Origin of the sequence: Mycobacterium sp. 852002-51152_SCH6134967 (assembly GCF_001667105.1) — a bacterium.
In the GTDB taxonomy this organism is placed as follows: domain Bacteria; phylum Actinomycetota; class Actinomycetes; order Mycobacteriales; family Mycobacteriaceae; genus Mycobacterium; species Mycobacterium neumannii_A.
On the sequence record NZ_LZIK01000063.1, the window covers coordinates 99,122 to 124,839 of the forward strand.

Genomic DNA, 25,718 nt, shown 5'->3' on the forward strand with positions numbered 1-25,718 from the left:
CACCGATGACACCGTTCAGCGGATTCGTCGATGGCTCGCCGAACATCCGCAAGATCGGTTCGGTTCTGCCGCTTGCCCATCGGAGAGGTACGGCTTGATCGACGACGGAATCGGGACCGCGTTCGACGAGTGCTTCCCCACCTTCGACTCCGAATTACATAGGACTTCGTGACATGCCCGAAACCGAGTCGAAGACAACCGGCCGCAGGCGAGTCCTGGTGACCGGCGCGGCCACGGGTATCGGCGCAGCCATCGTCGACGTCTTCGTGAATTCCGACGCCGACGTGGTCGCTACCTTCCATGAGGCGCCGCCCCCGGAGCGCTCGCAAGCCACCTGGCGTCACTGCGACGTCACCAGCGTCGACAGCGTGAACGACACGGTCGACGCGGCCGTCGCAGCGATGGGAGGCCTGGATGCCGTCATCCATGCCGCGGGCCTCTGGCTGCCGGGGATCGCCGGAGCCATTACCGATGCCGACATGATCGGCTCGTCTCGATCAATCTGCGGGGCACCATTCACGTCAATCAAGCCGCTCACCGAGTCATGCAGGGCTCGGGAGGCCGGATCATCAACTTCGGCTCCGCAGAAGCGGTGATGGGCAGCCCCATTTCGGCGGTCTACGCGGCCACGAAGGGAGCGGTACACGCGTGGACGCGTTCCGCCGCCAAGGCGTGGGCCAGTGAAGGCATCACGGTGAACGCGCTAGCGCCAGCGATGCAAACGCCCGGAGCCGAGCGCCTGCGTACTTTTCTCGGCCCTGAAGGTGCGGCGTTCATGGACGAGAACCTGAAGCTGGCCATCCCGTTGCGCGGAGCCCTCGGCGACCCGGCTAAGGACCTCGGTCCCTTCCTGGTCTTCCTAGCCGGCGAGGGGTCTGGGTTCATCACCGGCCAACTGCTCGCCGTCGATGGCGGCCTCGTCATGCTGGGCGCTTGAGACACCACACCGATCGGAGTACACCATGGACCGGCTGGGCATCGAATTCCTGAGCATCTTCGGCATGCCGCCGATCGAATTCATCTCTCTCACCGCGGAATTGGGTTGCCACTACATTTCTACGGCGCTCTACGGGGTGCCGCTGCCCGAATTGGGTTACTCCACGTATTCGCTCAAGGATGACAAGCGTCTGCGGCGCGAAATGGTCCGCGCCCTTGCCGATACCGGTGTGAAGATCTCGTTGGGTGAAGGATTGCTGATCCTGCCCGAACGTGACTCCGCCATTCTGGCAGACGACCTCGACGTGATGGCCGAGCTCGGTGCCGAGAAGGTCAATGTCGTGAGCTTCGAGCCCGATCTACGCCGAAGCTGTCACGAGTTCGCTGCGATCACCGAGATGGCTTCGCAGCGTGGACTGAGTACAGTCACCGAAGTCGTCCCGGGTTTCACCGTCGGGGACCTCAACACGGGTATGACGGTGGTTGAGTACGTCGACCGGCCCGAATTCCGCCTGCTGATCGACACCATGCACATCGCCCGGTTGGGCGCGCGGCCCGCCGACCTCGCAGCACTCCCCGGGGACAGCATCGGATACATCCAGCTGTCCGACACCACGTTGGTCAGTCGATTCGACGACTACAACTTCGAGGCCATGAACGAGCGCCTGGTACCCGGTACAGGTGAGGTGCCCCTGAGGGAGTACCTGGCTGAACTCCCCAAGGACGTTGTCGTCGGCCTCGAAATGCCGCAACGCGAAGCGGCCCTGGCCGGTGCCGGGGCAGCCCAACGACTGCGACCCGGCGTCGACGCGGCGCGGGAACTACTCGCATCCTTCTGATGGCCGTCCGACATTGTCCACGAGGAAAGGCAACGAATATGGAAGAAGGACAACGAGAATGAAGGCAGATGATCTGTACCACTGCGGGCTCGTCGTCGAAGACTTTGATGCCGAGATGGCATTTCTCACCGACGTAGTCGGTCACCGGTGGACTGAGACTATCGAGGTGGAGCAGACGGTCGAAATCGACGGCCGGGACGAGACCGTCCCCTTGCGGCTGGCGTTCTCGCTGAGCGAACCACGACTGGAACTCGTCCAGGCCGTTCCCAACACCGTGTGGACCCCTTCGACCTCGGGCCTACACCACCTCGGATACTGGTCCGACGACATCGATGACGACATCGCGACACTGCGAGGAAGTCACTTTATTGTCGAGGGCCGGGGTCTGACCCCCGAAGGCGAAACGCTCTGGGCGTACTGCAAAGGGCCGATCGGTCCGCGGATCGAACTCGTCAACCGCGTGATGCAGCCCGTAATGGAGAGCTTCTTCGGCATGGGGGAAACCCAACCCGCACGCGTGGACGGCGATCGGTCGATCCCATGAAGCAGGCGACAGTCATCGCCGTCGGCGAGACGGGGTTGATCGATGTTCCGAAGCCGCAAACCGGGCCGAACGACGTCCTGTTGCGCATGCGGGCTTGCGGTGTATGTGGGTCCGACGGAATCTACATATCCATGGGCGGAGTTCCACCCGTGGAGGGTCGCATGCCTCTGGGCCACGAACCCGCGGGTGAGGTCGTCGAGGTCGGCGCGCAAGTCGCAGGCATCCAGGTCGGGGATCACGTCGTGGTCAACCCGATGAGCGCGCCGAGCGGCATTATCGGAAACGGCGGCACCACAGGGGCGTTGGCGCCGTATCTACTCATCGAGAACGCGGTGCGAGGACGCAGCCTCGAGGTGATACCCGAGCACGTGCCGTGGGAGGTCGCAGCCCTCAACGAGCCCATGGCCGTCGCCCTACACGGCGCCAATCGCTGCAACCCCCGAACCGGGGACAAGGTCGTCGTCTTCGGTGCCGGACCGGTGGGCCTCGGTGCGATACTGGCCTTCAAATCACTTGGCGTGGGCCACGTGATTGTCGTAGATCCGATCGCCGGCCGTCTCGAAAAGGCGCTGCAAGTTGGCGCCGACGCCGTGATCAATCCCTCCGAGGAGGACGTCGTCGCTCGCCTGCTGGAACTGCACGGCGAGGGCGAGTCACTGTTCGGCGGTCGGGTCGGCACCGATGTTTACCTCGACGCGGCGGGCGCGAAAGCCGTCGTCGACACCGTGCTGTCGGCGGCGAAGCGGGGTGCGCGCTTGACGATCGTGGGCGTCCATAAGGAACCCGTGTCGGTGGAGCTGCTCAACGTGATGGGCAATGAAATCGAGATCGTCGGATCCTGTGGGTACCCTGACGAAATCTTCGAAGTGACAAAGGATCTGGTTGCCAACTGGCAGAAGTACGCCGTCATCGTCAGCCACAAAATTCCGTTCGATGACGTCGAGGAGGCGTTGCGGCTGGCGGCCACCGCCGGTGCCGCGGACAAGGTCGTCGTGACGTTCCCCTGACGTTGCGCGCGACCATCTTGGGGCTGACCAATACGGGTCCGTGGTTCGGCTCAAAGCGCTGTGTTGCATCGGGGTCGGCCGGTTGATGGCCATTGTCGTTCACATGCAAAAACTCTGAAGACGAAGAGGAGATCACATGGTGGGCATCCATCGCGAAAGACCCGGCGTCGATGCCCTTGCGGTGGCCACTGGCAATCCCGCCACCGCTCTGGGCGACGACGTGTGGATGTCTCCGGGCATCTCGAACTCGTATGCCCTTGGCACCAATGACGGTCGCGTCATCATCAACTGCGGCACGTTTTTCGAGGGTGAACGCCACAAGAAGGCGTTCGCTGAGGTGTCGGGGCCTACCCGCGCAATCGTCATCACGCAGGGTCACGCGGACCACTGGGGCGGCGTCAACGCGCTTCGCGAATCCGGCACCGATCTGGTGATGCACTCCAATTACCGGTACTGGCGCGATGACAACACCCGACTAATGGGCTACCGCGGCGCCAAGGCCTCCTTCGCATTCCCCCAGTTCATTGCCGCAGCGCTGGAATACTTCGAGACGACGGACCCGGCGGACATCGACCCGTCATTCATCGAGCCGACGACCACGTTCGACCGGCGCCACGAGATGACCATCGGCGGTCGTCGCATCGAACTGGCGTGGACACCGGGCGGTGAGACCACCGACGCGCTGGTCGTCTGGCTACCAGAAGAGCGGATCCTGTTCACGGGCAATCTGTTCGGTCCTTTGTTCGGTCATGTACCGAACCTCATGACGATCCGTGGCGACCGCTATCGCGACCCCGTTCTCTACATCGAGTCGCTCACCACCGTGCTCGACTACGCACCGGATCGATTGATAACAGGTCATTTCGACCCCATCGAGGGTGTCGACCGCATCGCCGAGGAGGTCACGGCCATGCGAGACGCCATGCAGTTTGTTCACGACCGGACCATCGAGCTCATGGCCAGTGGCGCAGACCTATACACGGCGATGCGCACTGTGAGTGTGCCGGCCGATCTGGACGTGGGCGAAGGTTATGGAAGAACGCCGTGGAACGTCCGCGCCATCTGGGAGATGTACGCCGGCTGGTTCCAACACCGTTCCACCACCGAGCTGTTCACGATTGCGCCGATGGCCGTGGCCGAGGACGTTGTGCGCATAGCGGGCATAGAACCGCTCGTGGAGGCGGCTCGTGCGCACGTCGCCGAGGACCGACCACTGTCCGCACTGCAGCTGACCGACATCGTGTTGGAGACCGAGCCGGGCCATGCGGAGGCACGAGCCGTCGCCATAGATGCCCACCACGCCCTACTCGCGAGCACCGAGAACTTCTGGGAACGAGCCTGGATCACCAAGACCATCGACGAATTGAGGGCCACCGAATGAATTCGATCAAATTCGACTTCACCGGGGCCAACGTCTTGGTCACCGGAGGAACCAGCGGAATCGGCTACGCCATAGCGTCCGACTTCGCCGCCGCGGGCGCCAAGGTCACCGTCACCGGAACGCGAGCCGATGCGTCGGACTATCCCGACGTCGATCTCACGGGCCTGACCTTCGTCCAGTGCCAGCAGTCCGATACCGGCTCGATAGACGCCCTTGCCGAATCGCTCGGCGATCTCGACATCTTGGTCAACAACGGAGGTGCACCCTACGCGGCCCAGAAGGACGAGTGGGATCCCGACGGATACGCGGGTTCGGTGGCCGTCAACATGTTTGCGCACATGCGCCTGACCATGGCATGTCACGAACGGCTGCGGGCGAGCACGCTCGCGGGCGGTAGCAGCGTCGTATCCATCGTGTCCATGTCTGCGTTCGTCTCCGCCGTGTTGGTGCCTGCTTACAGCTCGTCGAAGGCCGGCATGGTGGCCTTCACCAAGAACCTCGCGCGACGCTGGGTCGCTGACGGCATCCGCGTCAACGCCGTAGCGCCGGGGCTGATCAAAACGAGAATGACGGCGCCGGTCGCCGATTTCCCCGAAGCGCTCGAGGTGGAGATGCGGCACACGCCGATGAACCGAATGGGCCTCGCCGAAGAAATCTCGCCGGCTGTTCTCTTCCTCTGCAGCGACGCTGCGTCCTATATCACCGGAACCACTGTTGCCGTCGACGGCGGCTACTTGACCGTCTAGGGAGCACCCATCTTGAGCAAATTCGATCATGTGACAACGTCAGAAGATGTGCTGTGCCTTGCCATTGACGCGACCGGAGTTTCGCAAGCGCAGTCCGAGTCGTGGCGCCCAGGACTCGACATCATGCTCGACGAACTCGCCACCTCGACTGCGTTCAGCGCGCATGGTCGGGACTACATCATCGACAACTGCGTCAAAGCGCTCGCGCGTCGCCTCACGGTGGATGATTACGCCGAGAAACACCCGAAGGTCCTCGACGAGCCTGTCGAGCGTCCGATCTTCGTCTTGGGCATGCCACGCACGGGTACCACCGTGATCAGTTACCTGCTCGATCAGGATCCAACCCGGCGTTCGCTGCTGCATTGGGAGTGTGTCCACCCGATCCCCCCGGCCACCAGCGACACCCTGCGCACCGACCCGCGATGTCTGGCGCTGGTCGAGGAGCAAAACCAGCTGCTCAATGCACTGCGCAGCGCCCACATGTCCGTCCCGCACTGGGAAGACGCGGACGGCCCCACCGAGTGCATGTTCATCCACAACCAGGATTTCAAGGGCTTGTCGTGGGATGCCTTCATGAAGACGTCGCGGTACGCGGAGTGGTTGTTCGACGAGGCGGACATGACGACCACTTACGAATATCAGAAGCGATATCTCCAGGTGCTCCAGTCCGCCGCGCCGGGAACGTGGAGTCTGAAGATGCCGTCCCACTCCGTGCACATCGAGTCACTGCTCGAGGTGTTCCCCGACGCTCGGCTCATCTGGGCGCACCGCGACCCCTACCGCGCGACCGGATCGTTGGCCAATCTCTGGAAGCTGCCGAAAAAGCTGACGCTGTTACCTGATTCGATTGATTTCGCGGACATGGGCCGACAGGCTCAGTGGCAGATGTCCTACCACGTCGACAGGCCGCTGCGGGCACGCAGCCGTATCGGCGACGACCGCTTCTTTCATATGTATTACTCAGAGATGATGCGCGACCCGCTCGATGTCATGCGGCGCATCTACGCTTGGACGGGTGATCCGCTCACCGAAGACACCGAGCGCCGGATGCGATCCTGGCTCGCGGCTCATCCCCAAGATCACTACGGCACCAACACCTACAGCTTGGATGAGTATTCGCTGACCGTGAAGGCGCTCGAACCGACGTTCGCCGAGTACCTCGAGACCTTCCCCATCGAACTGGAAGCTAAAGCGTGACGATTGTTCCGCTGCGACCCGCTGACGTCTATCACACTGCTCCCGGAAGCCGCGGAATGGCTTGCGCATAGCCCTACGATCGAACGTTCCAGTGCGAGAATGTATCCTCTCGTTTTAGGATAATGTCATTGCCATCGGGCATGACGAGCGCCTTTGCTGGATAGATATCGCTGCCGACCCTGGCGGCCTGACCGCCGGACACAGCGATCGGAGAGGAATTGACGATGACCGAGCCCAAGGCATACGAGGTGTGGGATGCCGACAACCACATGTACGAGACCATCGACGCCTACACGCGCTACCTGCCTGAGAAGTATTCGGAAGCCCTGAAGTTCGTCGACGTCAAAGGCCGTAAGAAGCTGCAGATCCTCGGTGTCATCACCGAGACCATCCCCAATCCGACCTACGAGGTGATCCCCACTCCCGGCGCGTGGGCCGACTACTTTCGGGGCATAAATCCAGAAGGCAAGACGCTGCGGGAGCTGGCCGAGCCCATCCGGTGTCCCGACGAGTTCCGCCGCCCCGACCTGCGTCTGGCATTGATGGACCGTCAGGGCGTCGACGGGGCGGTGATGTTCCCGACCACAGCGGGCATGCTTGAGGAGCGCACGAAGTCGGACACCGAGCTCACCCACGCGGTCACGCATGCGTTCAACCGCTGGCTGCTCGAAGACTGGACGTTCAACTACCAGAACCGGATCTTCCCCGTCCCCGCTATCTCGCTCAACGATCCCGCACTGGGTGTGAAGGAGCTCGAATGGTGCCTGGACAACGGCGCCAGGACGGTACTGATCCGTCCGGCCCCGGTACCGCGCGAAGACGGCACGTCGCGCTCGGCCGCTCTGCCCGAGTTCGATGACTTCTGGCGACTGGTCGAGTCTTCGGGCATCTCGGTGCAAATGCACAATTCGGACTCCGGCTACGAGCGCTACGTCGACGACTGGGAGGACCCGGCGGAGTTCAACGGATTCGCGCTGAGCAAGCTACGGGGCTTCATCTACGAGGAGAGCCGGAACATCTTCGACACCCTCGCCGCCTTCATCGCTCACGGCGTGTTCGAGCGCTTTCCCGGGGTACGCATCGGGGTGATCGAAAACGGGGGCTCCTGGGCGCACCGCTTGTTGGACGTCTTCGACCGCGTGTACCACAAGCGGCCGTACGACTTCAGCGAGCATCCCAGCGACGTCTTCCGCAGGCACGTCTGGGTCAACCCGTTCCATGAGGAAGACATGTCGCACCTCATAGAGATCCTCGGTGCCGACCGCGTGATGTTCGGTTCGGACTATCCGCATCCAGAGGGCCTCGCCGAACCAGCGGATTTCGTCAAGGAACTCCAGAACCTGCCGGCCGAGACCACCACACGGATCATGGGCCGAAATCTCAAGGAGCTGATCGGTATCTAGACCGGCCGTCGCCGGCGTTCGAGGCTTAGCGGGTTGATGGATACCGATGCAGCTCGGATGCAGTCTCCCGGCGGCGAAGCGGGCGAGTCAACGCGGCTATCCGAAGCGTGCGCGCAACTCGTTCTTCAAGACCTTGCCTGTGAGGTTGCGCGGCAACGCCTCCACCAGCCGCAGGCTCTCCGGACACTTGTGCATGCTCAGACCCTGTTCCCGGCAGTGCTCGGCCAGCGTGCACAGCGTCACCTCGGTGCCGGGTTGAGCCACGACGACGGCGCACACCCGTTCGCCGGTGCGCGGGTCCGGCACCCCGATGACCGCGACGTCGTCAACAGCTGGATGGCTGGCCAAGACGCCCTCGATCTCGAGCGCTGAGATGTTCTCCGCGTTGCGGATGATGGCGTCCTTGATGCGCCCGGTGATCGCGACGTTGCCGTCATCGTCGATCCGACCTCGGTCACCGCTGCGAAACCAACCGTCGTCGTCGAATGCATCCGCGTCCAACGATGCATCGACGTAGCCGAGGAAGCACTGGGGCCCCTTGAGGCGCAGTTCTCCTTCCTCGCCCACACCTACCTCGCGCTCGTTCTCGTCGACCACGCGTATGGAGACCCCCGGCACCGGCCGTCCAACGGTGTGGTCGAGAACCTCCGGTTCGCCGTCCGGCGGCGGCGAGGTCACCACCGGAAACTCGGTCAGACCCCACGAGTTCGCGATCCCCGCCACCGAAAGCGTTTCGCGCGCTTGGCGTCCCAACTCGGGCGTGATCGGCGCGCCTCCTCCGACACACCCGCGTAGATCGGGAAAGAGCGGTTCGGGACCATGTTCCCGCTGCGCCGCCATGTAGGCGACGAAGAACGGGGTCGCCGAACCGAGCATCGTCGGACCGTGCGCGGCGACTGCCTTCGGAGTGTGGACCGGATCGAAGGTGTCGAACAGGACCAGGCGCATACCGGTCAACAGGCTGGCGGCCAGCATCGCGGCGCCGCCGATGTGCGAGACCGGAAACGCGATGGGGTTGATGTCGCTGTTCGAGGCGCCGAACATGCCCACCACCCCGGCCGACCCGGCGATCACCGAGCGGTCACAGTGCCGGATACCCTTCGGGGCCGCGGTCGTGCCCGACGAGTAGTACACCCACCGCGCCTCCTCGGCGTCCGTCGGCGGCGCCGGCAGAAGCGCCGGATCACCCGACGGCAGGCGGAGTTTCCCGGTGATCGGCGCGCTGTGGTCGACCACCACGATCGTCATCGGCCGCTCGCGTATCAACTCGCCGGCGAGCGCGACATGATCGAATCCGCGCCACACACCGGGAACGATAATGACCTCGGAACCGAGCTGCGCAGTGACGAAACGGACTTCACTCTCGCGCCAGATCGGCAACACAGGGTTCTGGACCGCGCCAAGACGGGCCAGGGACACCATCACGACCATCGTCTCGAGGGTGGTCGGCAACTGCCACGTCACCACGGTGCCTCTGGTGGCTCCACGTTCGAACAACCCGGCGGCGGTGCGCTCCGCCGCATCGTGCAACTGGCTGTTCGTCAGGCTGCGACCGTAGTCGTCGGCGAGTACGACGCGGTCGGGGTGGTTCTGAGCCGCCGCTTGGATCAGACCCCAATAGGTTTGCGCCATCAGCGAGTCGGCAGCAGCAGGCGTCGCTTGGCCAGGATGTTGCGCATCATCTCAGAGCTGCCACCGGACACGGTGTATGCACGGGACCATAGCCAGCATTCTTTCAGACGCTGTTTGGCAAGCGCCACATCCGAATCGGCGGAGACGGTGCAGACCATTGTCGACAGCTGCGCGCCGTAGGCCGAAACACGGTGATACGTCTCGGCAAAACTGAGCTTGGCGATCGAACCGTCGCCTGTCTGCTCGGCGCCGGCCACCAGGCGTTCGACATGGTCGTCGATGAAGGCTTTCGCCACCTCGACCTCGACGGCCAACTCCGCGACCTGGTGCCGGATGTCGGCGTGTTGCAGGGCCGGCTTGTCGTCGATGCGACCGTGACGGGCCACTGTGACCAGATCGTCGATCAGAAGTTCCAGCAGGATGACGTTGCCGCCGATGCCGAACCGTTCGAAGTCCAGGCCCGCCATGATGATCGACCAGCCCTGGCCAGGCTCTCCGATCAGGCTGTCGGGAGGGATGGTCACATCATCGAGGAAGACCTCGTTGACCTCGATCGCCTCGTTGATCGTGCGGATCGGGCGGATCTCGATGCCCGGTGAGTCCAACGGCACGATGAATGCGGACAGTCCGTGATGACGCGACGACGACGGGTCGGTGCGGATCAGGGCCAGGCCCATGTCGGCCCAGTGCCCGTCGGTGATCCACGTCTTCTGCCCGTCGATCACCCATGACCCGTCGGGCCGATGCGCGCCCTTACAGCGCACCGCGGCGATATCGCTGCCGGCATCGGGCTCGCTGAGCAGCTGGCACCAGACGTGCTCGCTGCTCCGGATCCGCGGCAGCAGAGCGGATTTCTGCTCTTCGGACCCGAAATGCAGCAGCACATGACAGGCCAGGTTGACCTGATCAACGGGGCGCGGGGCGCGGGCACGCAGGATCTCCTCGGAGACGATCCGATCGTGCAGTGGGTGGTGATCGGCACGGCCGCCGTATTCGACGGGCCAGTCCGCACCGATGAATCCAGCGTCGAACAGCGAGGCGAACCACGTGCGCAGCAGGGCTTCCTGCTCGGCCGTCTCCGGTGCCCGGCGCCCCTCTCGGGCCTCGAACGGTGGTGCATGTTCAGCGATGTGTGCCCTGACGCGGTTGCGGAACTCGGCGAATTCGGCCTCTGTGGGCCGAATCTGCGGGGCGCTCACCAGCCGACCCTATCGGCAAACAATGCGCGGCTGGACCGCGCGGTGCCGAGTAGACACGCGTTCGTGAAAACCCGGCGCAATTCATGGTGCAGCGGGTATTCCCAGGTGAATCCGATACCCCCCGAAAGTTGCATGCACTCGTCGACCGCCGCTGTGGCGTTCGCCGCGATGAAGGAATGCGCCGCGACGGACAGGGTCACCGCGTCGCTCGTGGTGGTATCGGAGGACAGCGCGCGCGCGGCCTTGGTGAGGACCGCGCGGGCCTTGGCCTCGAACACCGACAGTTCCGCCAAACGGTGTTGCACCGCTTGGAAACTCGCGATCGGTGCACCGAAGGCGATCCGTTCCTTGAGGTAGGTGACCAGCCGGTCGAAGGTGGCCGATAGCGTACCGAGCGAATCCGCGCTCAGCAGAATTCTGGCCAGTGCGAGTAGTTGCTCCGCTCGTTCGGGTCCGCCGATGGGAACGCTCTGTGCTCCGGAGAGGTCGACACGCCACACCGGTCGGTTGACGTCCAACAACTCTTCGTCGGCTTCCCGCGGCAGTGTGTTCGCCGCCTCGAACAGCTGAATCCCGTTGCCACCGAATGCGACAATGATGTCCGCCGAATTGGCGCCCGAGACACGCGTGACATCAGCTGCGAGGGCGCAGGCCGCCGCACCGGTGCCGTCGAGCATGGCGGGCAACCACCGATCACGCATCCGCGGCGGCGCCGAACTCAGTGCCGCAGCGGCCGTGACGCTGCCGAGCCAGTGTGTCGAGTTTCCCGAGCGTCCGAGTTCCTCGGCGATGACCGTGGTCTCAACCGGACGCCACCCACTGCCGCCGAGATCCTCGTCAACCAGCAGCCCTGTCCAGTCCATCGCCGCGAGGTCTTTGAGGGAGTCGTGCGTTCCGCACCCGGCCAGGAAGTCGCGCGCCGCGCCACGTACCAGTTCGATGTCGGCCGCATCGTCGAGGGCGGCATCTCCCTCAGTGCCCACCGGTGGTCAGCTCCGCAGCAGCAGATGTTCGGCGTTGTCGCGCATGATGCGCCGCTTCGCCGCGTCATCGAGCGGGTCGAGGAGCTTGAGGAAGTCCGCTGGTTCGGCCAACCCCTCGGCGTGCGGGAAGTCCGAACCCATCACCAACACGTCGTCGTACCCCAGGCTGGAGACGATGCCCGGGATGTCGTCCTCGGGGTATGGCACGACGCGGACGTGCTGTCGGAAGATCCTGGACGGCCGCTCGGTCAGCTTGCCTCCGATCCATGGGCCGTTGCGCCCCATGCCGCGACTCTTGTCCATGTGCTTGAGAAAGAATGGCACCCACTCGGCGCCGTGCTCGGCGACCAACGCGTTGAGTTTCGGGAAGCGGCCGAACAGATTGTCGAAGATCAACGCTGAGAGCGTGTCCTCGATCGGGCGCTGACCGTAGATGTTCATCCACTGCCACGCCGACATGTGCCAGGACGCCGGGTCGGGGTTATGCCCCCAGGCAGGCGAGATCGCGTTGAAGTACCAGAACGGCATGATGTGGTACACGAGCACGCAGCCGGCTTCCTGCAGCCGCGCGTAGACCGGGTCGAAATACGGATCGCCCGGCGACCGCCCGTAGGCGGGCCCGGTCGGCAGCATCACGAACTTCGCACCTTCAGCGATGATCGCCTCGGTCTCGGCGATCGCGGAGTCGAGATCGCGCAGAGACAACAGCGCGGTCGCATAGATGCGGCCCTCGAAGTCGAAGCCCCATTCGTCGTCGATCCAGCGGTTGAACGACCGCAGGTTCGCGTACAGCGCCGCTGTGTCGTCGACGTAGTGTTCGGCGGCCAGTGCCATTCCGCTCGGATAGATCACCATCCGTTCGACGTTCTGCTTGGCCATCACCGCGAGCCGCGCCGAACGTTCGACGTACTCCGGCTGCATGGGTTGCGGCTCGTAGGACTCCTCGGGGTTACCCGACCCCATCTGGCGGAGCATCTCCTTCAGCGAACCGGGGCGGTACGCCACATCCAGACCGAGGCCGCCCTCGCTGTTAAACGTCGCAACGCGGTGACCGGCGAGAATCACCTCAACGCCGTCGGCCCCCCGCACGGTCGTGATGGCACGGTCCTTGAACTCCGCGGGAAGGTACCTGGTGAAAGCATCGCGCGTCTCATAGCAGTGCGTGTCGCAGTCGAAAATGCCGTAATCAATGGTGGTCACCGCGCCGCCCCTTCGTGCGAGAATGATTATTCTCTCTTTCAGGAAAAGATACTATCCTCGATCGAGAATGCCTATCCGGGGTTGTCTCGATCCGATGTCGTCTCCGTTGGACCATTCGCCCCAGGAGAGGTTCACCGCGTCAGTGCGGAAGGAAAAGATGACTGCAGCAACGGTATTCGCCGCGGCGGGAGGTATCTATGTCCACCGCTGAGGCGGTCGATCACCACGACCTGCGCGCAGCAGTCCGCGATTTCCTCACCGCCAGGTCGCCGAGCAGCGCCGTTCGAGCCGCGATGGATTCTCAGCCCGGCTATGACGAGCGGGTCTGGCGCGAGTTGACCGCCGACCTCGGCCTGGCAGCGATCGCCGTGCCCGAGGAGTTCGGGGGCGCGGGCGCGGGCCTGCCCGAACTTGCGGTCGTCTTCGAGGAGATGGGCGCGGCCCTGCTGTGCGCCCCGTTCTTCTCCACCGTCGCGCTCGCGATCCCGACGCTTCTCGCCAGCGGTGACGCGGCCGCAATGCGGGAGTATCTACCCGAACTTGTCGTCGGATCGAGGACCGCCACCGTCGTTCTGAACGGAACCCTCGACGCGTGGGAGCCGAACGCCGTCACGCTGACGGCACGCACTGACGGCGGCCACAGCCGGATCGACGGAGTCGCCGAACGGGTCCTCGACGGTTACACGGCGAATACCGTTCTCGTTGCGGCAAATACAGCTTCAGGCATCTCGCTGTTCGCGGTGGACGGGGACGCCGACGGGCTGGGCCGCGAACCGTTGACGACGCTCGATCGGACACGCAAGATCGCCAAGCTGAGCTTCGACGGCGTCGCCGCGCGGCTCATCGGCACCGACGGCGCCGCCGCGGCCGCCCTCGAGAGCGCATACCGGGTCGCCGTCATCGCCCTGGCCTCAGAACAAGTCGGAGCGGCGCAGCGCTGCCTCGATATGGCCGTGGGCTACGCGAAAGAACGCATCCAATTCGGCCGTGCCATCGGCAGCTTCCAGGCCGTCAAACATCGGTGCGCAGACATGCTCGTGCTGGTCGAGGGGGCGCGATCGGCCGTGCGGCACGCCGCCGGACTGTCCGAGGGTGAGGAGCAGGCGGTGGCGGCTTCGGTGGCCAAGATGGCCTGTTCGGAAGCGTTTCTTCAGGTGGCGCTGGACAACATGCGGATCCACGGCGGCATCGGATTCACCTGGGAGCACGACGCACACCTCTACGTCCGTCGCGCGAAGGCCAGCCAACTGATCTTCGGTACCCCCGCCTACCACGCACAACGCCTGGCGGACCTCGTCACATCATCAAGCCACTAGCCGGAAGGACGACCGTGACCGTTTCATATTCGCTTGAACTCCCCACTCAGCGGGTGGAGGAGGCATCGGAGTTCGTCAATGCCGAAGCGATCGCCGAGATCGCGCGCGCCGCCGAGTCCAGCGGATTCGCCGCTGTACACGTCACCGACCACCCGGCACCCGATGCCAAGTGGCTCGACCACGGCGGGCACCACGCCCTTGATCCGTTCGTCGCGCTTTCGTTCGCCGCCGCGGCCACCACCGATGTGAAACTGCTGACCAACGTCTACATCGCCGCCTATCGCAACCCGTTCCTGGGTGCGAAGTCGATTCAGAGCCTCGCCGTCCTGTCCGGCGGCCGCTTCATCCTCGGCACGGCCGCCGGCTATCTGAAACCGGAGTTCAGAGCGCTCGGAATCGATTTCGACGCCCGAGGTGCGCTGCTGGATGAGGCGCTCGACGTTCTAAGCCACGTGATGACCGGTGATGACGTCGCCTACGAAGGGACATCGTTCGCCGCGCGCGGTGTCCGCCTGCGCCCGGTGCCTGCAGCCCCGCCCGTCTGGGTGGGCGGGAACAGCAAGCCTGCCGTGCGTCGCGCGGTGTCTCGCGCCCAGGGTTGGGCCCCGTTCAACACGTTCGGCTACGCGGCGGCGTCACGAACCGCGGAGATCTCCTCCATCGAGGACCTGGAAGCCGCGATCGTGTGGGCGAAGAAATACGCTGCTGAAGTCGGTCGAACCGAGCCGCTGGACATCTGTTTCTCTGCGGGCAACCTGCTCGACGACAGCAAGTCCTCCGACGAACGGCACGCCACCATCGCGAAGCTCGAAGCCATGGGCGTGACGTGGCTGACCATCGCCCCTCAGGGTGCCGATCGCGCCGAGGTGATCGATCACGCGCGGGCGTTCGCCAAGGAATTCATCGCATAAGGCTTCCCGTTGCAAACCCGTCGACACTGATGCGCCTGTGCGCGAACAGCCATCGGGCGTCGCGGGGCACCAGGACGTCTCGGTACCGGCCCCAATGGTCGAGTCCGATGTCTGTGTGCACGGCGAAATAGCTGCTCACTTCGATGCGATCGCGCGCCACCTGCCCGAACCGGATACTCGATACATGGTGGCGGACGTGAGACACCGCTGGGCGCGCGGTATCCGGCTCCCCGGCGATGGCTGCGCCGAGACCCGCTTCGATCGCCTCGGGGCCCTTCAGCGGCTCGTCACCACCGCTGAACTCGAGGACGCCGTCGGGCTCGAAGCACTGCGCCAGCGCACGGAGATCGAACCGATCGGTGGCCGCGGTGTAGTCGGATAACGTCTGCCGAACCGACTCTCGAACCTCGAGCTCCCAGGTGTCCATTTCTCCTCCGATGTAAACACAGTTGCCGCTGCACGATAACGTGTGTTCTCATGCCGCAACCACGCCTGCAAGACCTCCTCAATCCCGCCACGACCGCGCTGGTCACCCAGGAGTGCCAGGGCGGAGTCATCGGCCCGGAAGCCGGTCTGCCGATGCTCGCAGAAGAGGCACGCCGCGAGGCGATCCCGAACATTGCGAGACTGCTCGATGCGGCCCGCGCGGCCGGGGCGACAGTGGTGCATTGCCTGATTCAGAAACGCCCGGACAACCGCGGTTCCAACACCAACGCCAGGCTGTTCATGGCGGGTAAGTCTTTCGCCGCAGACCTGACCCCCGGAAGCCCGGGCGCCTCCGTGCTGCCCGAACTGGGTCAGGCACCCAGCGACATCGTCCTCACCCGCCTGCATGGCGTCGGGCCCATGACCGGCACGGACCTCGACTCAGTTCTCCGGAACTTGAACATCAAAACTATTGTGGGCGTCGGCGTCTCGGTCAACATAGCCATCCCGAACTTCGTCATGGATGCGGTCAACCGCAGCTACCAGTTCGTGCTGCCCCGCGATGCGGTGAGTGGGTATCCACGCGAGTACGCGGAGTCGGTCATCGACAACACGCTGGCGCTGCTCGCGACGGTGACGACGACGGACGACGTCGTCCAAGCCTGGAAGGAGATCGGCACCTGAGCCGATATGGATGTCGCGATCGCATGGTGATAACGTCATTCTCACTAACCGTAAATGCTCATATTCGCTGCTCCTAGGAGGTCGGCCACATGCCTACTCGGTCCCTGCCGTACCCGGTCTTCGACATTGACAACCACATGTACGAGACCACCGACGCGCTCACCAAGTACCTGCCGAAGGAGCACCGCGGCAAGGTCGGCTACGTCGAGGTCAACGGGCGGCCCAAGTTGGTCGTCAAGGACCACATCAGCCACATGATCCCGAACCCGACGTTCGAGCGGGTGGCCAGGCCGGGCAGTGCAGAGGACTATTTCCTCGGTAACAATCCCGAGGGGCTGAATTTCCGCGAATTCATCGGGGAGCCAATGGATGTCATCCCCGCCTTTCAGGCACCCGCACCCCGGCTGGAGCTGATGGACGAACTCGGCATCGACCAGTGTGTCATGTACCCCACGCTGGCGAGCCTCATCGAGGAACGCACCACCGACGACGTCGTCCTGACCCATGCGATCATCCACGCACTCAACGAGTGGATGCACGAACACTGGACGTTCAATTACCGCGACCGGATCTTCGCCACGCCGGTGATCTGTCTGCCGCTGGTCGACGAGGCCATCAAGGAGTTCCGCTGGTGCCTCGAGCGCGGCATGAAGACCTTCCTCGTGCGGCCTGCGCCGGTGCCGAACCGGTTCGGGGGTTCGCGATCGATGGGCCTGCCGGAGTTCGACCCGTTCTGGCAGGAGGTCGTCGACGCCGGCATTCCCGTGACGTTCCACGCGGCAGACAGCGGCTACCAGAAGCACCTCATGGAATGGGAGGGCGGCGACGAGTACCTGTCGTTCAAGCCCAGCGCGCTGCGCGAGGTGGTGATGGGCTTCCGGGCGATGGAAGACACCCTGGCCGCCCTGATCTGCCACGGTGCGCTCTCGCGCTTTCCCGACCTGAAGGTACTCGTGGTAGAGAACGGCAGCGGCTGGGTGCGAAACCTTCTGCGCCTGTTGGACAAGGCCTACCGGACGATGCCCAAGGAGTTCGACGAGCATCCTGTCGAGGTGTTCAAACGCAACGTCTACATCCACCCGTTCCTTGAGGACGACATCAAGGGAATCATCGAGATCATGGGTGAGGACCACGTGATGTTCGGCTCGGACTTCCCGCATCCGGAGGGCATCGGCGACCCGCTGAGTTTCGTCGACCGCCTCGACGGCATTTCCGAGACGGCCAAGGCAAAGATCATGGGCGGCAACGCCATCGAACAATTGGGCCTCCAAACGGTCCCGGCGTGAATCAGGACACCGCTTCGCCGACGGAGTACGACGGGATCGCCGCCTTCGAAGAGCACGTGGGTGAGCATCTGGGGTACAGCGAATGGCGCCAGGTCACCCAGAAAGAGATCGACCTGTTCGCCGAGGCGACAGGGGACCACCAGTGGATCCACGTGGATGCCGAGAAAGCGGCGAACGGGCCCTACGGCAGTACGATTGCCCACGGCTATCTCACACTGTCGCTGGTGCCCGTTCTCGTCCAACAGATCTATAAGGTGACCGGCTTGTCGATGCAGGTCAATTACGGCGTGGACAAACTGCGGTTCCCGGCACCCGTTCCGGTCGACTCGCGCATCCGCGGAGGCGCCGAGCTGATCAAGGTGGACCGCACCAACAACGGCGCCAGGGCCACGGTGCGGGTCACCGTCGAGGTCGAAGGCTCCGAACGGCCGGCCTGCGTCGTCGACACCATCGCCGCGATGGTCGACTAGGTCGTCATTGCGCGCAGCTGGGCAGCCGCGATTGTGCGGTTTCATACGGCTGGCCCGGCGCGTCGCGTATGAAACCGCACAACCGGCAGAAGCAGTTGCTCGCGCAGGGAAGTCAGGCGTTCAGGATCCGTTCGCCGATGACGCGCCGATCGCGCAGGGACGAGATCTCCTTGCCGGTAAGGCCCAGCGCGCCGAGTACCTCGTCGTTGTGTTGCCCGAGAGTCGGTGACGGGGTGCGGTGGTGGCGCGACGGCCCCGGCGTGATCCGAAAAGGCCATCCGGGGTACCGCTGCCGACCGGCGATCCGATGGTCCAGGTCTTCATAGAACCCGCGCGCGTCGAGTTGGTCGATGTCGTACATCCGGTCGGCCGTCATCAGCCGCTGCGCAGGCACGCCGCGTTGAAGCAAGGCTTCGGCGAAATCGTCGGCCTGCCGTGTGGCCGCGCACTCGGCGATCACCTCGTCGAACTCGTCGTGGTGGTCCAACCGTGCCTCCGCCGACGCGAATCTTGGGTCCTCGCGCAATTCGGGGCGGCCGATCAGGTCGGTCACGGCTGCCCAGTCAGCGTCGTCGCGCACCGAAATTGCGATCCAATCATCCTCTCCCGCAACGGCGTAGACGCCTTGTGTATAACGGCGGTGCCGGTTGCCCTCGCGTTCGCGCACACGCCCCGTCAACGAATACTCGATCACGGGCTCGGCCGTCACCGCCGCGCCGACCTCGATCTGCGCCACCTCGATCAGCTGGCCCTCACCGGTTCGGCGCCGGTGTTCGAGCGCTGCGAGGAGCGCCACCGTGGCATGGACACCGGCGATCGGGTCGGCCGGACCCTGCAGGTTGCACGGGGGACCGTCGGCGTAGCCGGTCACCGCCGACATCCCGGCGAGCTGTTCGATGTTCAGGGCCCAGCCGACGTAGTCCCGCCACGGACCCTCGAGCCCGAATCCGGGCATGCGCACCATGACCACACCCGGGTTGATCTGGACCAGTGAGTCGTAGTCCAACCCGAACTGTTCGACCACCCGCGGCGAGAAGTTCTCGATCACCACGTCGGCATCGGCCGCGAGACGCAATGCCAACTCCCGGCCGGCGTCGGTCCCGAGGTCGAGGGTGATATCGCGCTTGTTGAGGTTCGTGCCCTGCCACAGCGGCCCGATCTCGTACCAGTCGTCGCTGTTGCGCAGTAACGAACCCGAATACCGATGCCCATCGGGCCGCTGAATCGACTCGACCTTGACGACGTCGGCGCCGAACGCGCCGAGATAGCAGGTGAGATACGCACCGGCCCAGAACGTGCTGAGGTCAAAGACTTTCAATCCGGAGAACGGGCTTGTCGCGTCGCCGACATTCGCTGTGTCGCGTTCCCCGCGGGTCTCCCACTGCACGGTGGCCTCCGCGCCGAGGGGCGGCGCGGGCCGCGACGCACCCACTGGCGTCCTCGACAACCGAAACGGCGCCCCTGGCCGTCGAAACCGTGCGTCCTCGGGTCCGCCGTCGACGAAGAAGCCGCGGTCGCGGTACTGCGGGCAGTCCTGGATCGATGAGCCGTCGTTGATGGGGGCGGCCGGAATCCGCATGGCCTGACTCAGCTCGACGAGATCGCCAACCGAGATCGAGTCCAGCCAGGGCTGCGCCTTCGCGAAGAACTCATCGCGCTCGGGCCCGCCCAACATGATCGCGAGCTGGTGTTCGCCGAATTCGGGGAGCCCCATCATCGCGCAGACGTCCAGCCAGTGCTGTCCGGTCAGACAGTTGATGCCGATCCAGCCGTCAGCCGCGCGGACGATGCCCAACATCGGTGCGGCCTTCGAGTTGGTCGGCAGCCCCATGCTTTTCAGCCGCTCGGCCAGCAGCATCGGATAGGGCAGCGTGCACAACAACGACTCGAACGCCGAGACGTCGACCTCCACGAGCCGACCCGGTTCGACGTCCGCGATGCGTAGAGCGGTCAGCGCCGCGAGTGCCGCGTAGCCTCCCGCGATGTATTCGGGTATGCGCGCTCCGGCCTGCACGGGCGGTCGGCCGAACTCCCTGACGTTCACCCACCCCGACGCCGCCTGCAGGGTCAGTGATGTCGACGGGCGGTCACGCCGGGGACCGTCCTGCCCGTAGTCCGAGATCCTCACGACGGCGAGGCCGGGGTTGATCCCTTGCAACGAATCGCGATCCAGCCCCCAGTCGAAACGCTCGGCTGACCCAGCGGCCAGATCCTCGACCAGGAGGTCGGCCTGGGCGATTAGCTCGTGAGCTTGTTCGATACCCGCTGCTGTACTGAAATCCAGTGTCAGACCGTACTTTCCGGCATTGAGGTACTCGAATAGTCCGCCGCCGGGCCCCCAGGCGCGCAGCGGATCACCCGTCGGCGGCTCGATCTTGCACACATCGGCACCGAGATCGGTCAGGAGCTTGGCGCAGTACGGCGCCGCGATGTCGCTGCCCAGTTCGACGACCCGCAGTCCGGCCAGGGCTTCGCTCACGCCGGAACCCCGATCGCCTTGGGCTCCATATACGCACGCAATCCCATGACCCCGCCCTCACGACCGATGCCGCTCTGTTTGAAACCGCCGAACGGAGCGTCGCCGGGGATCGTGCCGTTGATCGAGACCTGGCCCGTCCTGATGCGTCGTGCGATGCCGACGGCGCGTTCGATATCGGCGCCCCACACCGCACCGCCGAGCCCGTACGCCGAGTTGTTCGCCACGGCCACCGCCTCGTCGTCGCCGTCATAGCGCAGAACGGTCAGCACCGGCCCGAACACCTCCTCCTGCGCAATGTACGAATCGGGGCTGGTGTCGGTGAGAATAGTCGGCTCGAAATAGAAGCCCTGCGAGTGGTTTTCGGCGCGCCCTCCGCCCGCCACCACCTTCGCGCCATCGGACTCCGCCCGTCGGACGAAACCCTCCACGCGCTCGAGATGCTCCCTGCTGATCAGTGGCCCCATGTCCACCCCGTCGTCGGCGGGATTGCCGACCGTCACCGCACGCGCCAGATCGGCAAGCCGGGTGACGACGTCGTCGTGCAGTGCGGCGGGCACCACGAGCCGGCTGTTGAGGATGCACGCCTGCCCCGCATGGAGCGTGCACCCTTCGAACAACAGCCGTTCCAGGAGCTCGTCGGTGACCTCGACATCGTCGAGCAGAACCGAGGCCGACTTGCCGCCGCATTCGAGCAGGATCCGTTTCATCGTCCTCGCCGCGCCTGCCATCACGTCGCGGCCGACCGCGGAGCTGCCGGTGAAGCTCACCATGTCTACCCGCGGGTCCAGGGTCAGCGCCTTGCTCGCGTCGATGCCGGTGGGAGTGACGACGTTGACGACACCGGCCGGGATATCGGTCTCGTCGTCGATGAGCCGCGCCAGGGCCAAGCCGGCGACCGGCGTCAGCGGTGACGGTTTCAACACGACAGTGTTGCCCGCGGCCAGCGCCGCACCCACTTTCATCACGTTGAGGGTGTGGGGAAAGTTCCACGGCGTCATGATCGCCACCACGCCGAGAGGTTCGTACCGCAACAGCGTGGTACCCGCCGCCCCCCACGCGTCCATCGGCGCCTCGGCCGGCTCGAGCGCGAGTTCCGCGGAGTGCCCCGCCATGAATGCGGGGCCGTCAACGTGGATCAACCGTTCGTTTGCTGTGCAACCCCACTCAGCCCGCGCGAGCGCGTAGATGTCGTCGCCATGGGCGAGCAGCGCGTCACTCAATTGCTGCAGGCACCGGGACCGCTCCTGCGGTGTGGTCGTCGCCCAGGGTCCGGTGTCGAATGCGGTTCGCGCGGCGGCGATCGCCTGTCCGACCTGCGCAACCCCGGCATCGGGCGCCGACGCGATGACAGCCTCCGTGGCTGGATCGACGACTGCATATCGGCCGCTTTCCGGTTTCACCCAGCTGCCGTTGATGTAGAGGTCATAGTCGTCGACGAGGGTGGATGCGGCCATCAGATCACTGGACCTTCCTGCTTTACGGCTGCGGGCTGTCGGGTCGTCCCCGGGGGTATCGAAATGCCCGACATCTGCGCCTTGTGTGTACACCGGCGAGGCCGGCCGAGTCAACGTCTGGGGCGGTTGTCCTGCGGTGATGTGCATTGACACGGTGATCTTATGTGCTGTAGACACAGTTCGACCAGACATTTGCGTTTGATCTGTCCGATGACCGATGTGTTGAGGAGAGTCTGCGTGCCTACGGAATCGACGCCCCGACCCACCTCCGCTCACCCTCTGCACTCTCCGGACTTCTACGCCGGCGACCCGTACCCGGCCTACCGGGAATTGCGCGAGACGACTCCGGTGGTGTGGAACGACGTCACGAACTTCTGGGCGCTGACCAAATACGAAGACGTGCGCTTCGTCTCCGGCCATCCGATGTTGTTCTCGTCTACGCGCGGCATCACGATTCCGGATCCCAGCCAGCCCGAGCCCGTCCAAGAGGGCAACCTGATCTTCACCGATCCGCCGCGACACCGGCAGCTGCGCAAGCTCATCAACGCGGGGTTCACCCGGCGTCAAGTGTCGTTGCTGGAGCCCACGATCCGCAGCATCGTCGACGGCATAGTCGACGGCATCGACCCCTCCCGCGAGTATGAGTTCGCCGAAGAGATCGCGGCCCCCCTACCCACCCGGATGATCGCCGAAATGCTCGGCGCCGCACCGGAAGACTGGGAGAAGTTCCGCACCTGGTCCGATGCCGCCGTCGGCACCGCCGACCCCGACATCGAGCTGGACCACCTGGTGGCGCTCGGTGAGCTGTACGAATACTTCACCAAACTGATCGAGGCCCGGCGCTCCGGCGAGGTAACCGGACAGGACGATCTGTTGAGCATCCTGGCCGCCGCCGAAGTCGACGGGGAACGCCTCACCGACGCCGATCTGCTCAACTTCGCATTCCTTCTCCTGGTGGCAGGCAACGAGACCACCCGCAACCTGATTGCGCTCGGTACGGCGATGCTGCTGAATCATCCCGATCAGTTCGCACTGCTTCGTTCGGATCCGACACTGCTGACATGCGCGGTCGAGGAGATGCTGCGCTTCACCAGCCCGGTGACCCACATGGCACGCAGAGCCACCGCCGACGTCGAAATCCGAGGACAGAAGATCCGGGCCGGCGACACGGTGGTGATGCTGTACGGCGCGGCCAACCGAGATGAGGAGGTTTTCGGACCCACGAGCGAGGAGTTCGACATCACCCGGAACCCGAACCCGCACATCGCCTTCGGCGCCGGTGAGCATGCGTGTCTCGGCGCTCAACTGGCGAGGCTCGAAGCCAGGATTATGTTCGAGGTGCTCTTCGGTACCTATCCGAGCATCGAGCTCACCGGGGACGTGACCCGCCTGCGCGCCACGATGGTGCCGGGCGTCAAACGCATGCCGGTACGCCTGAAAGCGAGCGTGTGATGGACTTCGACTACACCCCCGAACAAGAACGACTTCGCGCCGAGTTCCGGGAGCGCCTCGAGGCGGTCATGACCCCCGAGCGGCGTGCGGCGGTCTCCGGCCTGATGGAGGGCGGCGCGGCGATGACCGAGTGCAGGGGCGCGCTCGGCGAGGCCGGTCTGCTCGGTGTCGCTTGGCCGGTGGAGTACGGCGGACGAGGGCTGACCGCGCTGGAGCAGTACATCTTCAGCGAGGAGGCGCGCCGCGCGCATGCGCCGTTGCCGATGATCACGCTCAACACCGTCGGCCCCACCCTCATTCAATACGGCACCGAGGAACAGAAGCAGAAGTTCCTTCCCGCGATACTCAAGGGCACCGTTGACTTCGCGATCGGCTACTCCGAGCCAGGGGCGGGAAGCGATCTCGCCTCATTGCGAACCACCGCGGTGCGTGACGGCAATGAGTTCGTCATCAACGGTTCGAAGATGTTCACCAGTGGAGCGGAGTTCGCCGACTACATCTGGCTGGCGGCGCGAACCGATCCAGAAGCCAAGAAGCACAAGGGCATCACCGTGTTCATCGTGCCCACCGACTCGCCGGGGTTCTCGTGGAAACCCCTGCACACCATGCCGGGTGTGTCGACCTACTACACGTTCTACGACGATGTGCGGGTACCCGAGAGCGCGATCGTGCTCGGCGAGAACCAGGGCTGGAAGCTGGTGACCAACCAGCTGAACTTGGAGCGCGCCGCGCTCGGCAACCTCGGCGCGCTGGAACCGTTGTTCGCCAAGACCGTCGAATGGGCCAGGACCACGCCGCTCGACGACGGACGCGTCATCGACCAGCCGTGGGTCCAACAGGCCCTCGCGCGTGTCGAGGCGCAGGTCGCTGCCTACCGATTGTTGAACCTTCGGGTCAACAGCAACATGAGCTCCGGCGCACTCGGTATGGGAGAAGCCTCTGCGGCAAAGGTTTTCGGAACTGAACTCACTCAGCAGGTGGCCCGTGAGCTCCTCGACGTCGTCGGGCAGACCGGAACCCGGAAGGGCCCCGACGCGCCTCTGAAGGGTGAACTCGAAAGCGCTTACCGTCTCGCCGTCATCAACACCTTCGGTGGCGGCGCAAACGAACTGCAACGAGACATCATCGCCATGGCGGGTCTCGGAATGCCACGCGCACCCCGCGACATGCGAGCGTCCTGAGAAAGGAATCCTGCAGTGACCGACACAACGAAAGACGATTTGCGCGAGCGCCTCGACGCGCTCATCGGCAAGCCCACCGACGGTGTCGGCAAGCCGGTACGCGCGCCGGATCCGGTGAACGCCGCGATGATCCGGCACTGGGCGTACGCCCTGGGCGACATGAACCCGGCCTACCTCGACCCCGAGTTCGCGAAGAATTCCCGCTACGGCGACATCGTGTCACCGCCGGTGATGCTGCAGACCTGGACGATGCCGCCACCAAAGCTGCAGGGCATCCACGAGCGCGGCGGTGTGCCGATCGAAATGAAGGGCGAGAATCCCCTGCAGTTTCTCGCCGACGCCGGCTACACCGGCATCATCGCGACGAACTCCGAGTTCGAGATCGAGCGCTATCCGCGAGTCGGCGATGAGATCACCTCCGAGACGGTCTTCGACTCGATCTCCGATGAGAAGAAGACGGCCATGGGCAACGGGTTCTTCGTCACATGGGTGACCACATACCGCGATCAGAACGGCGAAGTCGTCGGTCGCCAATGGTTTCGCACCCTGCGGTTCAAGACGGGCGGCGAGTGATCGATGGCCAGCAGACTCGCTCCCAGCATCAGTCCGGACACGGAGTTCTTCTGGTCAGGACTCAAGGAGCAGGAGCTCCGCATCCAGCGCTGTACCGACTGCAAGACCTTCCGTGTTCCGCCGCGACCGATGTGCGGTAGCTGCCAGTCACTCAACTGGGACTACGTCGTTTCCAGCGGACGGGGCACGGTCTACAGCTTCGTGATGCCGAAATACCCGCCGCTGCCCTTCCTCGAGTATCCCTACGTCGTCGCGCTGATCGAACTCGACGAAGGCGTTCGCATCGTGTCGAACCTGTGCGACATAGAGCCAGAGGCGATCGAGGTCGGAATGCCCGTCGAGGTCTTCTACGAGACCTTCGAGGCACTGCCAAGCGGCGAAGAGCTGGTGTTGCACCAGTTTCGACCGGCGCGCTGAAC

At 64.4% G+C, this 25,718-nt stretch carries 23 protein-coding genes and 1 pseudogene; 17 read left to right on the forward strand and 7 right to left on the reverse strand.

Annotation, left to right across the window (positions count from 1 at the left end; genetic code table 11):
* Positions 1-173: 173 nt before the first annotated feature.
* The 8 genes and pseudogenes from A5790_RS19430 to A5790_RS19465 all read left to right on the forward strand — a co-directional run bounded on the left by A5790_RS19430 (position 174) and on the right by A5790_RS19465 (position 8,053).
* Positions 174-937, forward strand: a pseudogene (locus A5790_RS19430) (SDR family NAD(P)-dependent oxidoreductase).
* 25 nt (positions 938-962) lie between these two features.
* Positions 963-1,775 (forward strand): sugar phosphate isomerase/epimerase, encoded by an 813-nt coding sequence (locus A5790_RS19435; protein WP_066847862.1) that lies wholly within the window; start codon positions 963-965, stop codon positions 1,773-1,775.
* Positions 1,776-1,833: 58 nt separating this feature from the next.
* The gene (locus tag A5790_RS19440; protein WP_066847864.1) at positions 1,834-2,319 is read left to right on the forward strand and encodes a VOC family protein; all 486 of its coding nucleotides are present in this window, start codon (positions 1,834-1,836) and stop codon (positions 2,317-2,319) included.
* Positions 2,316-3,326, forward strand: coding sequence for a zinc-binding dehydrogenase (locus A5790_RS19445; protein ID WP_066847866.1), 1,011 nt, complete (start codon positions 2,316-2,318; stop codon positions 3,324-3,326). The genes A5790_RS19440 and A5790_RS19445 overlap by 4 nt, the downstream gene beginning before the upstream one ends.
* Before the next feature lie 136 nt (positions 3,327-3,462).
* Positions 3,463-4,707 carry an alkyl sulfatase dimerization domain-containing protein gene (locus A5790_RS19450; protein ID WP_066847870.1) on the forward strand — a complete coding sequence of 415 codons (1,245 nt, stop codon included), beginning with the start codon at positions 3,463-3,465 and terminating at the stop codon, positions 4,705-4,707.
* Positions 4,704-5,453, forward strand: a complete 750-nt coding sequence (locus A5790_RS19455) for an SDR family NAD(P)-dependent oxidoreductase (RefSeq protein WP_066847872.1) — start codon at positions 4,704-4,706, stop codon at positions 5,451-5,453. The genes A5790_RS19450 and A5790_RS19455 overlap by 4 nt, the downstream gene beginning before the upstream one ends.
* A 12-nt stretch (positions 5,454-5,465) precedes the next feature.
* A complete protein-coding gene (locus A5790_RS19460; RefSeq protein ID WP_066847875.1) occupies positions 5,466-6,650 on the forward strand; it encodes a sulfotransferase in 1,185 nt (394 codons plus the stop codon).
* A 224-nt stretch (positions 6,651-6,874) separates the two neighbouring features.
* Positions 6,875-8,053, forward strand: coding sequence for an amidohydrolase family protein (locus A5790_RS19465; RefSeq protein WP_066847879.1), 1,179 nt, complete (start codon positions 6,875-6,877; stop codon positions 8,051-8,053).
* A 96-nt stretch (positions 8,054-8,149) separates the two neighbouring features.
* Here A5790_RS19465 and A5790_RS19470 read toward each other — a convergent pair whose 3' ends face one another.
* The 4 genes from A5790_RS19470 to A5790_RS19485 are packed head-to-tail and all read right to left on the reverse strand — an operon-like array spanning position 8,150 to position 13,067.
* Positions 8,150-9,685, reverse strand: a complete 1,536-nt coding sequence (locus tag A5790_RS19470; RefSeq protein WP_066847882.1) for a class I adenylate-forming enzyme family protein — start codon at positions 9,683-9,685, stop codon at positions 8,150-8,152.
* Positions 9,685-10,884, reverse strand: a complete 1,200-nt coding sequence (locus A5790_RS19475; protein WP_066847885.1) for an acyl-CoA dehydrogenase family protein — start codon at positions 10,882-10,884, stop codon at positions 9,685-9,687. Before A5790_RS19475 ends, A5790_RS19470 begins: the two co-directional genes overlap by 1 nt.
* Complete coding sequence (locus tag A5790_RS19480; protein ID WP_066847888.1) at positions 10,881-11,867, reverse strand: acyl-CoA dehydrogenase family protein; 987 nt, start codon at positions 11,865-11,867, stop codon at positions 10,881-10,883. Before A5790_RS19480 ends, A5790_RS19475 begins: the two co-directional genes overlap by 4 nt.
* A 6-nt stretch (positions 11,868-11,873) precedes the next feature.
* Positions 11,874-13,067 carry an amidohydrolase family protein gene (locus tag A5790_RS19485; protein WP_066847891.1) on the reverse strand — a complete coding sequence of 398 codons (1,194 nt, stop codon included), beginning with the start codon at positions 13,065-13,067 and terminating at the stop codon, positions 11,874-11,876.
* A gap of 197 nt (positions 13,068-13,264) precedes the next feature.
* On the opposite strand from A5790_RS19485, the gene A5790_RS19490 reads away from it, so the two are divergent.
* Positions 13,265-14,383, forward strand: coding sequence for an acyl-CoA dehydrogenase family protein (locus A5790_RS19490; protein ID WP_066847894.1), 1,119 nt, complete (start codon positions 13,265-13,267; stop codon positions 14,381-14,383).
* Positions 14,384-14,397: 14 nt separating this feature from the next.
* Positions 14,398-15,294, forward strand: coding sequence for a TIGR03619 family F420-dependent LLM class oxidoreductase (locus tag A5790_RS19495; RefSeq protein ID WP_066847897.1), 897 nt, complete (start codon positions 14,398-14,400; stop codon positions 15,292-15,294).
* Here the strand turns inward: A5790_RS19495 and A5790_RS19500 are convergent.
* Positions 15,284-15,721 (reverse strand): nuclear transport factor 2 family protein, encoded by a 438-nt coding sequence (locus tag A5790_RS19500; protein WP_066847900.1) that lies wholly within the window; start codon positions 15,719-15,721, stop codon positions 15,284-15,286. The two genes, A5790_RS19495 and A5790_RS19500, sit on opposite strands and share 11 nt — an antisense overlap.
* A gap of 50 nt (positions 15,722-15,771) precedes the next feature.
* On the opposite strand from A5790_RS19500, the gene A5790_RS19505 reads away from it, so the two are divergent.
* From A5790_RS19505 to A5790_RS19515, 3 genes are all read left to right on the forward strand, one after another.
* Positions 15,772-16,404 carry a cysteine hydrolase gene (locus tag A5790_RS19505; RefSeq protein ID WP_066847903.1) on the forward strand — a complete coding sequence of 211 codons (633 nt, stop codon included), beginning with the start codon at positions 15,772-15,774 and terminating at the stop codon, positions 16,402-16,404.
* Between the two features lie 89 nt (positions 16,405-16,493).
* Positions 16,494-17,690 carry an amidohydrolase family protein gene (locus A5790_RS19510; RefSeq protein ID WP_066847906.1) on the forward strand — a complete coding sequence of 399 codons (1,197 nt, stop codon included), beginning with the start codon at positions 16,494-16,496 and terminating at the stop codon, positions 17,688-17,690.
* Positions 17,687-18,160, forward strand: coding sequence for a MaoC family dehydratase (locus A5790_RS19515; RefSeq protein ID WP_066847909.1), 474 nt, complete (start codon positions 17,687-17,689; stop codon positions 18,158-18,160). Before A5790_RS19510 ends, A5790_RS19515 begins: the two co-directional genes overlap by 4 nt.
* Positions 18,161-18,272: 112 nt before the next feature.
* Here A5790_RS19515 and A5790_RS19520 read toward each other — a convergent pair whose 3' ends face one another.
* Positions 18,273-20,639, reverse strand: a complete 2,367-nt coding sequence (locus A5790_RS19520) for a CaiB/BaiF CoA-transferase family protein (protein WP_066847911.1) — start codon at positions 20,637-20,639, stop codon at positions 18,273-18,275.
* Positions 20,636-22,093, reverse strand: coding sequence for an aldehyde dehydrogenase family protein (locus A5790_RS19525; protein WP_066847914.1), 1,458 nt, complete (start codon positions 22,091-22,093; stop codon positions 20,636-20,638). The genes A5790_RS19520 and A5790_RS19525 overlap by 4 nt, the downstream gene beginning before the upstream one ends.
* Before the next feature lie 279 nt (positions 22,094-22,372).
* Here A5790_RS19525 and A5790_RS19530 point away from each other — a divergent pair, with 279 nt between their 5' ends.
* The 4 genes from A5790_RS19530 to A5790_RS19545 are packed head-to-tail and all read left to right on the forward strand — an operon-like array spanning position 22,373 to position 25,716.
* The gene (locus tag A5790_RS19530) at positions 22,373-23,545 is read left to right on the forward strand and encodes a cytochrome P450 (protein WP_066848345.1); all 1,173 of its coding nucleotides are present in this window, start codon (positions 22,373-22,375) and stop codon (positions 23,543-23,545) included.
* Positions 23,545-24,726, forward strand: coding sequence for an acyl-CoA dehydrogenase family protein (locus tag A5790_RS19535; protein WP_066847917.1), 1,182 nt, complete (start codon positions 23,545-23,547; stop codon positions 24,724-24,726). Before A5790_RS19530 ends, A5790_RS19535 begins: the two co-directional genes overlap by 1 nt.
* 15 nt (positions 24,727-24,741) lie before the next feature.
* The gene (locus tag A5790_RS19540; protein WP_066847920.1) at positions 24,742-25,299 is read left to right on the forward strand and encodes a MaoC family dehydratase N-terminal domain-containing protein; all 558 of its coding nucleotides are present in this window, start codon (positions 24,742-24,744) and stop codon (positions 25,297-25,299) included.
* 3 nt (positions 25,300-25,302) lie between these two features.
* Entirely contained in the window at positions 25,303-25,716 is a 414-nt protein-coding gene (locus A5790_RS19545; protein ID WP_066847922.1) for a Zn-ribbon domain-containing OB-fold protein, read from the forward strand.
* The last annotated feature ends 2 nt before the right edge of the window (positions 25,717-25,718 follow it).

Excerpts from the sequence above, each read along its gene's own strand:
- A5790_RS19535 (WP_066847917.1), top strand. The coding sequence starts at position 23,545 with ATGGACTTCGACTACACCCCCGAACAAGAACGACTTCGCGCCGAGTTC.
- A5790_RS19470 (WP_066847882.1), bottom strand. The coding sequence starts at position 9,685 with ATGGCGCAAACCTATTGGGGTCTGATCCAAGCGGCGGCTCAGAACCAC.
- A5790_RS19445 (WP_066847866.1), top strand. The coding sequence starts at position 2,316 with ATGAAGCAGGCGACAGTCATCGCCGTCGGCGAGACGGGGTTGATCGAT.
- A5790_RS19440 (WP_066847864.1), top strand. The coding sequence starts at position 1,834 with ATGAAGGCAGATGATCTGTACCACTGCGGGCTCGTCGTCGAAGACTTT.
- A5790_RS19450 (WP_066847870.1), top strand. The coding sequence starts at position 3,463 with ATGGTGGGCATCCATCGCGAAAGACCCGGCGTCGATGCCCTTGCGGTG.
- A5790_RS19505 (WP_066847903.1), top strand. The coding sequence starts at position 15,772 with ATGCCGCAACCACGCCTGCAAGACCTCCTCAATCCCGCCACGACCGCG.
- A5790_RS19490 (WP_066847894.1), top strand. The coding sequence starts at position 13,265 with ATGTCCACCGCTGAGGCGGTCGATCACCACGACCTGCGCGCAGCAGTC.
- A5790_RS19510 (WP_066847906.1), top strand. The coding sequence starts at position 16,494 with ATGCCTACTCGGTCCCTGCCGTACCCGGTCTTCGACATTGACAACCAC.
- A5790_RS19525 (WP_066847914.1), bottom strand. The coding sequence starts at position 22,093 with ATGGCCGCATCCACCCTCGTCGACGACTATGACCTCTACATCAACGGC.
- A5790_RS19435 (WP_066847862.1), top strand. The coding sequence starts at position 963 with ATGGACCGGCTGGGCATCGAATTCCTGAGCATCTTCGGCATGCCGCCG.
- A5790_RS19465 (WP_066847879.1), top strand. The coding sequence starts at position 6,875 with ATGACCGAGCCCAAGGCATACGAGGTGTGGGATGCCGACAACCACATG.
- A5790_RS19545 (WP_066847922.1), top strand. The coding sequence starts at position 25,303 with ATGGCCAGCAGACTCGCTCCCAGCATCAGTCCGGACACGGAGTTCTTC.
- A5790_RS19455 (WP_066847872.1), top strand. The coding sequence starts at position 4,704 with ATGAATTCGATCAAATTCGACTTCACCGGGGCCAACGTCTTGGTCACC.
- A5790_RS19500 (WP_066847900.1), bottom strand. The coding sequence starts at position 15,721 with ATGGACACCTGGGAGCTCGAGGTTCGAGAGTCGGTTCGGCAGACGTTA.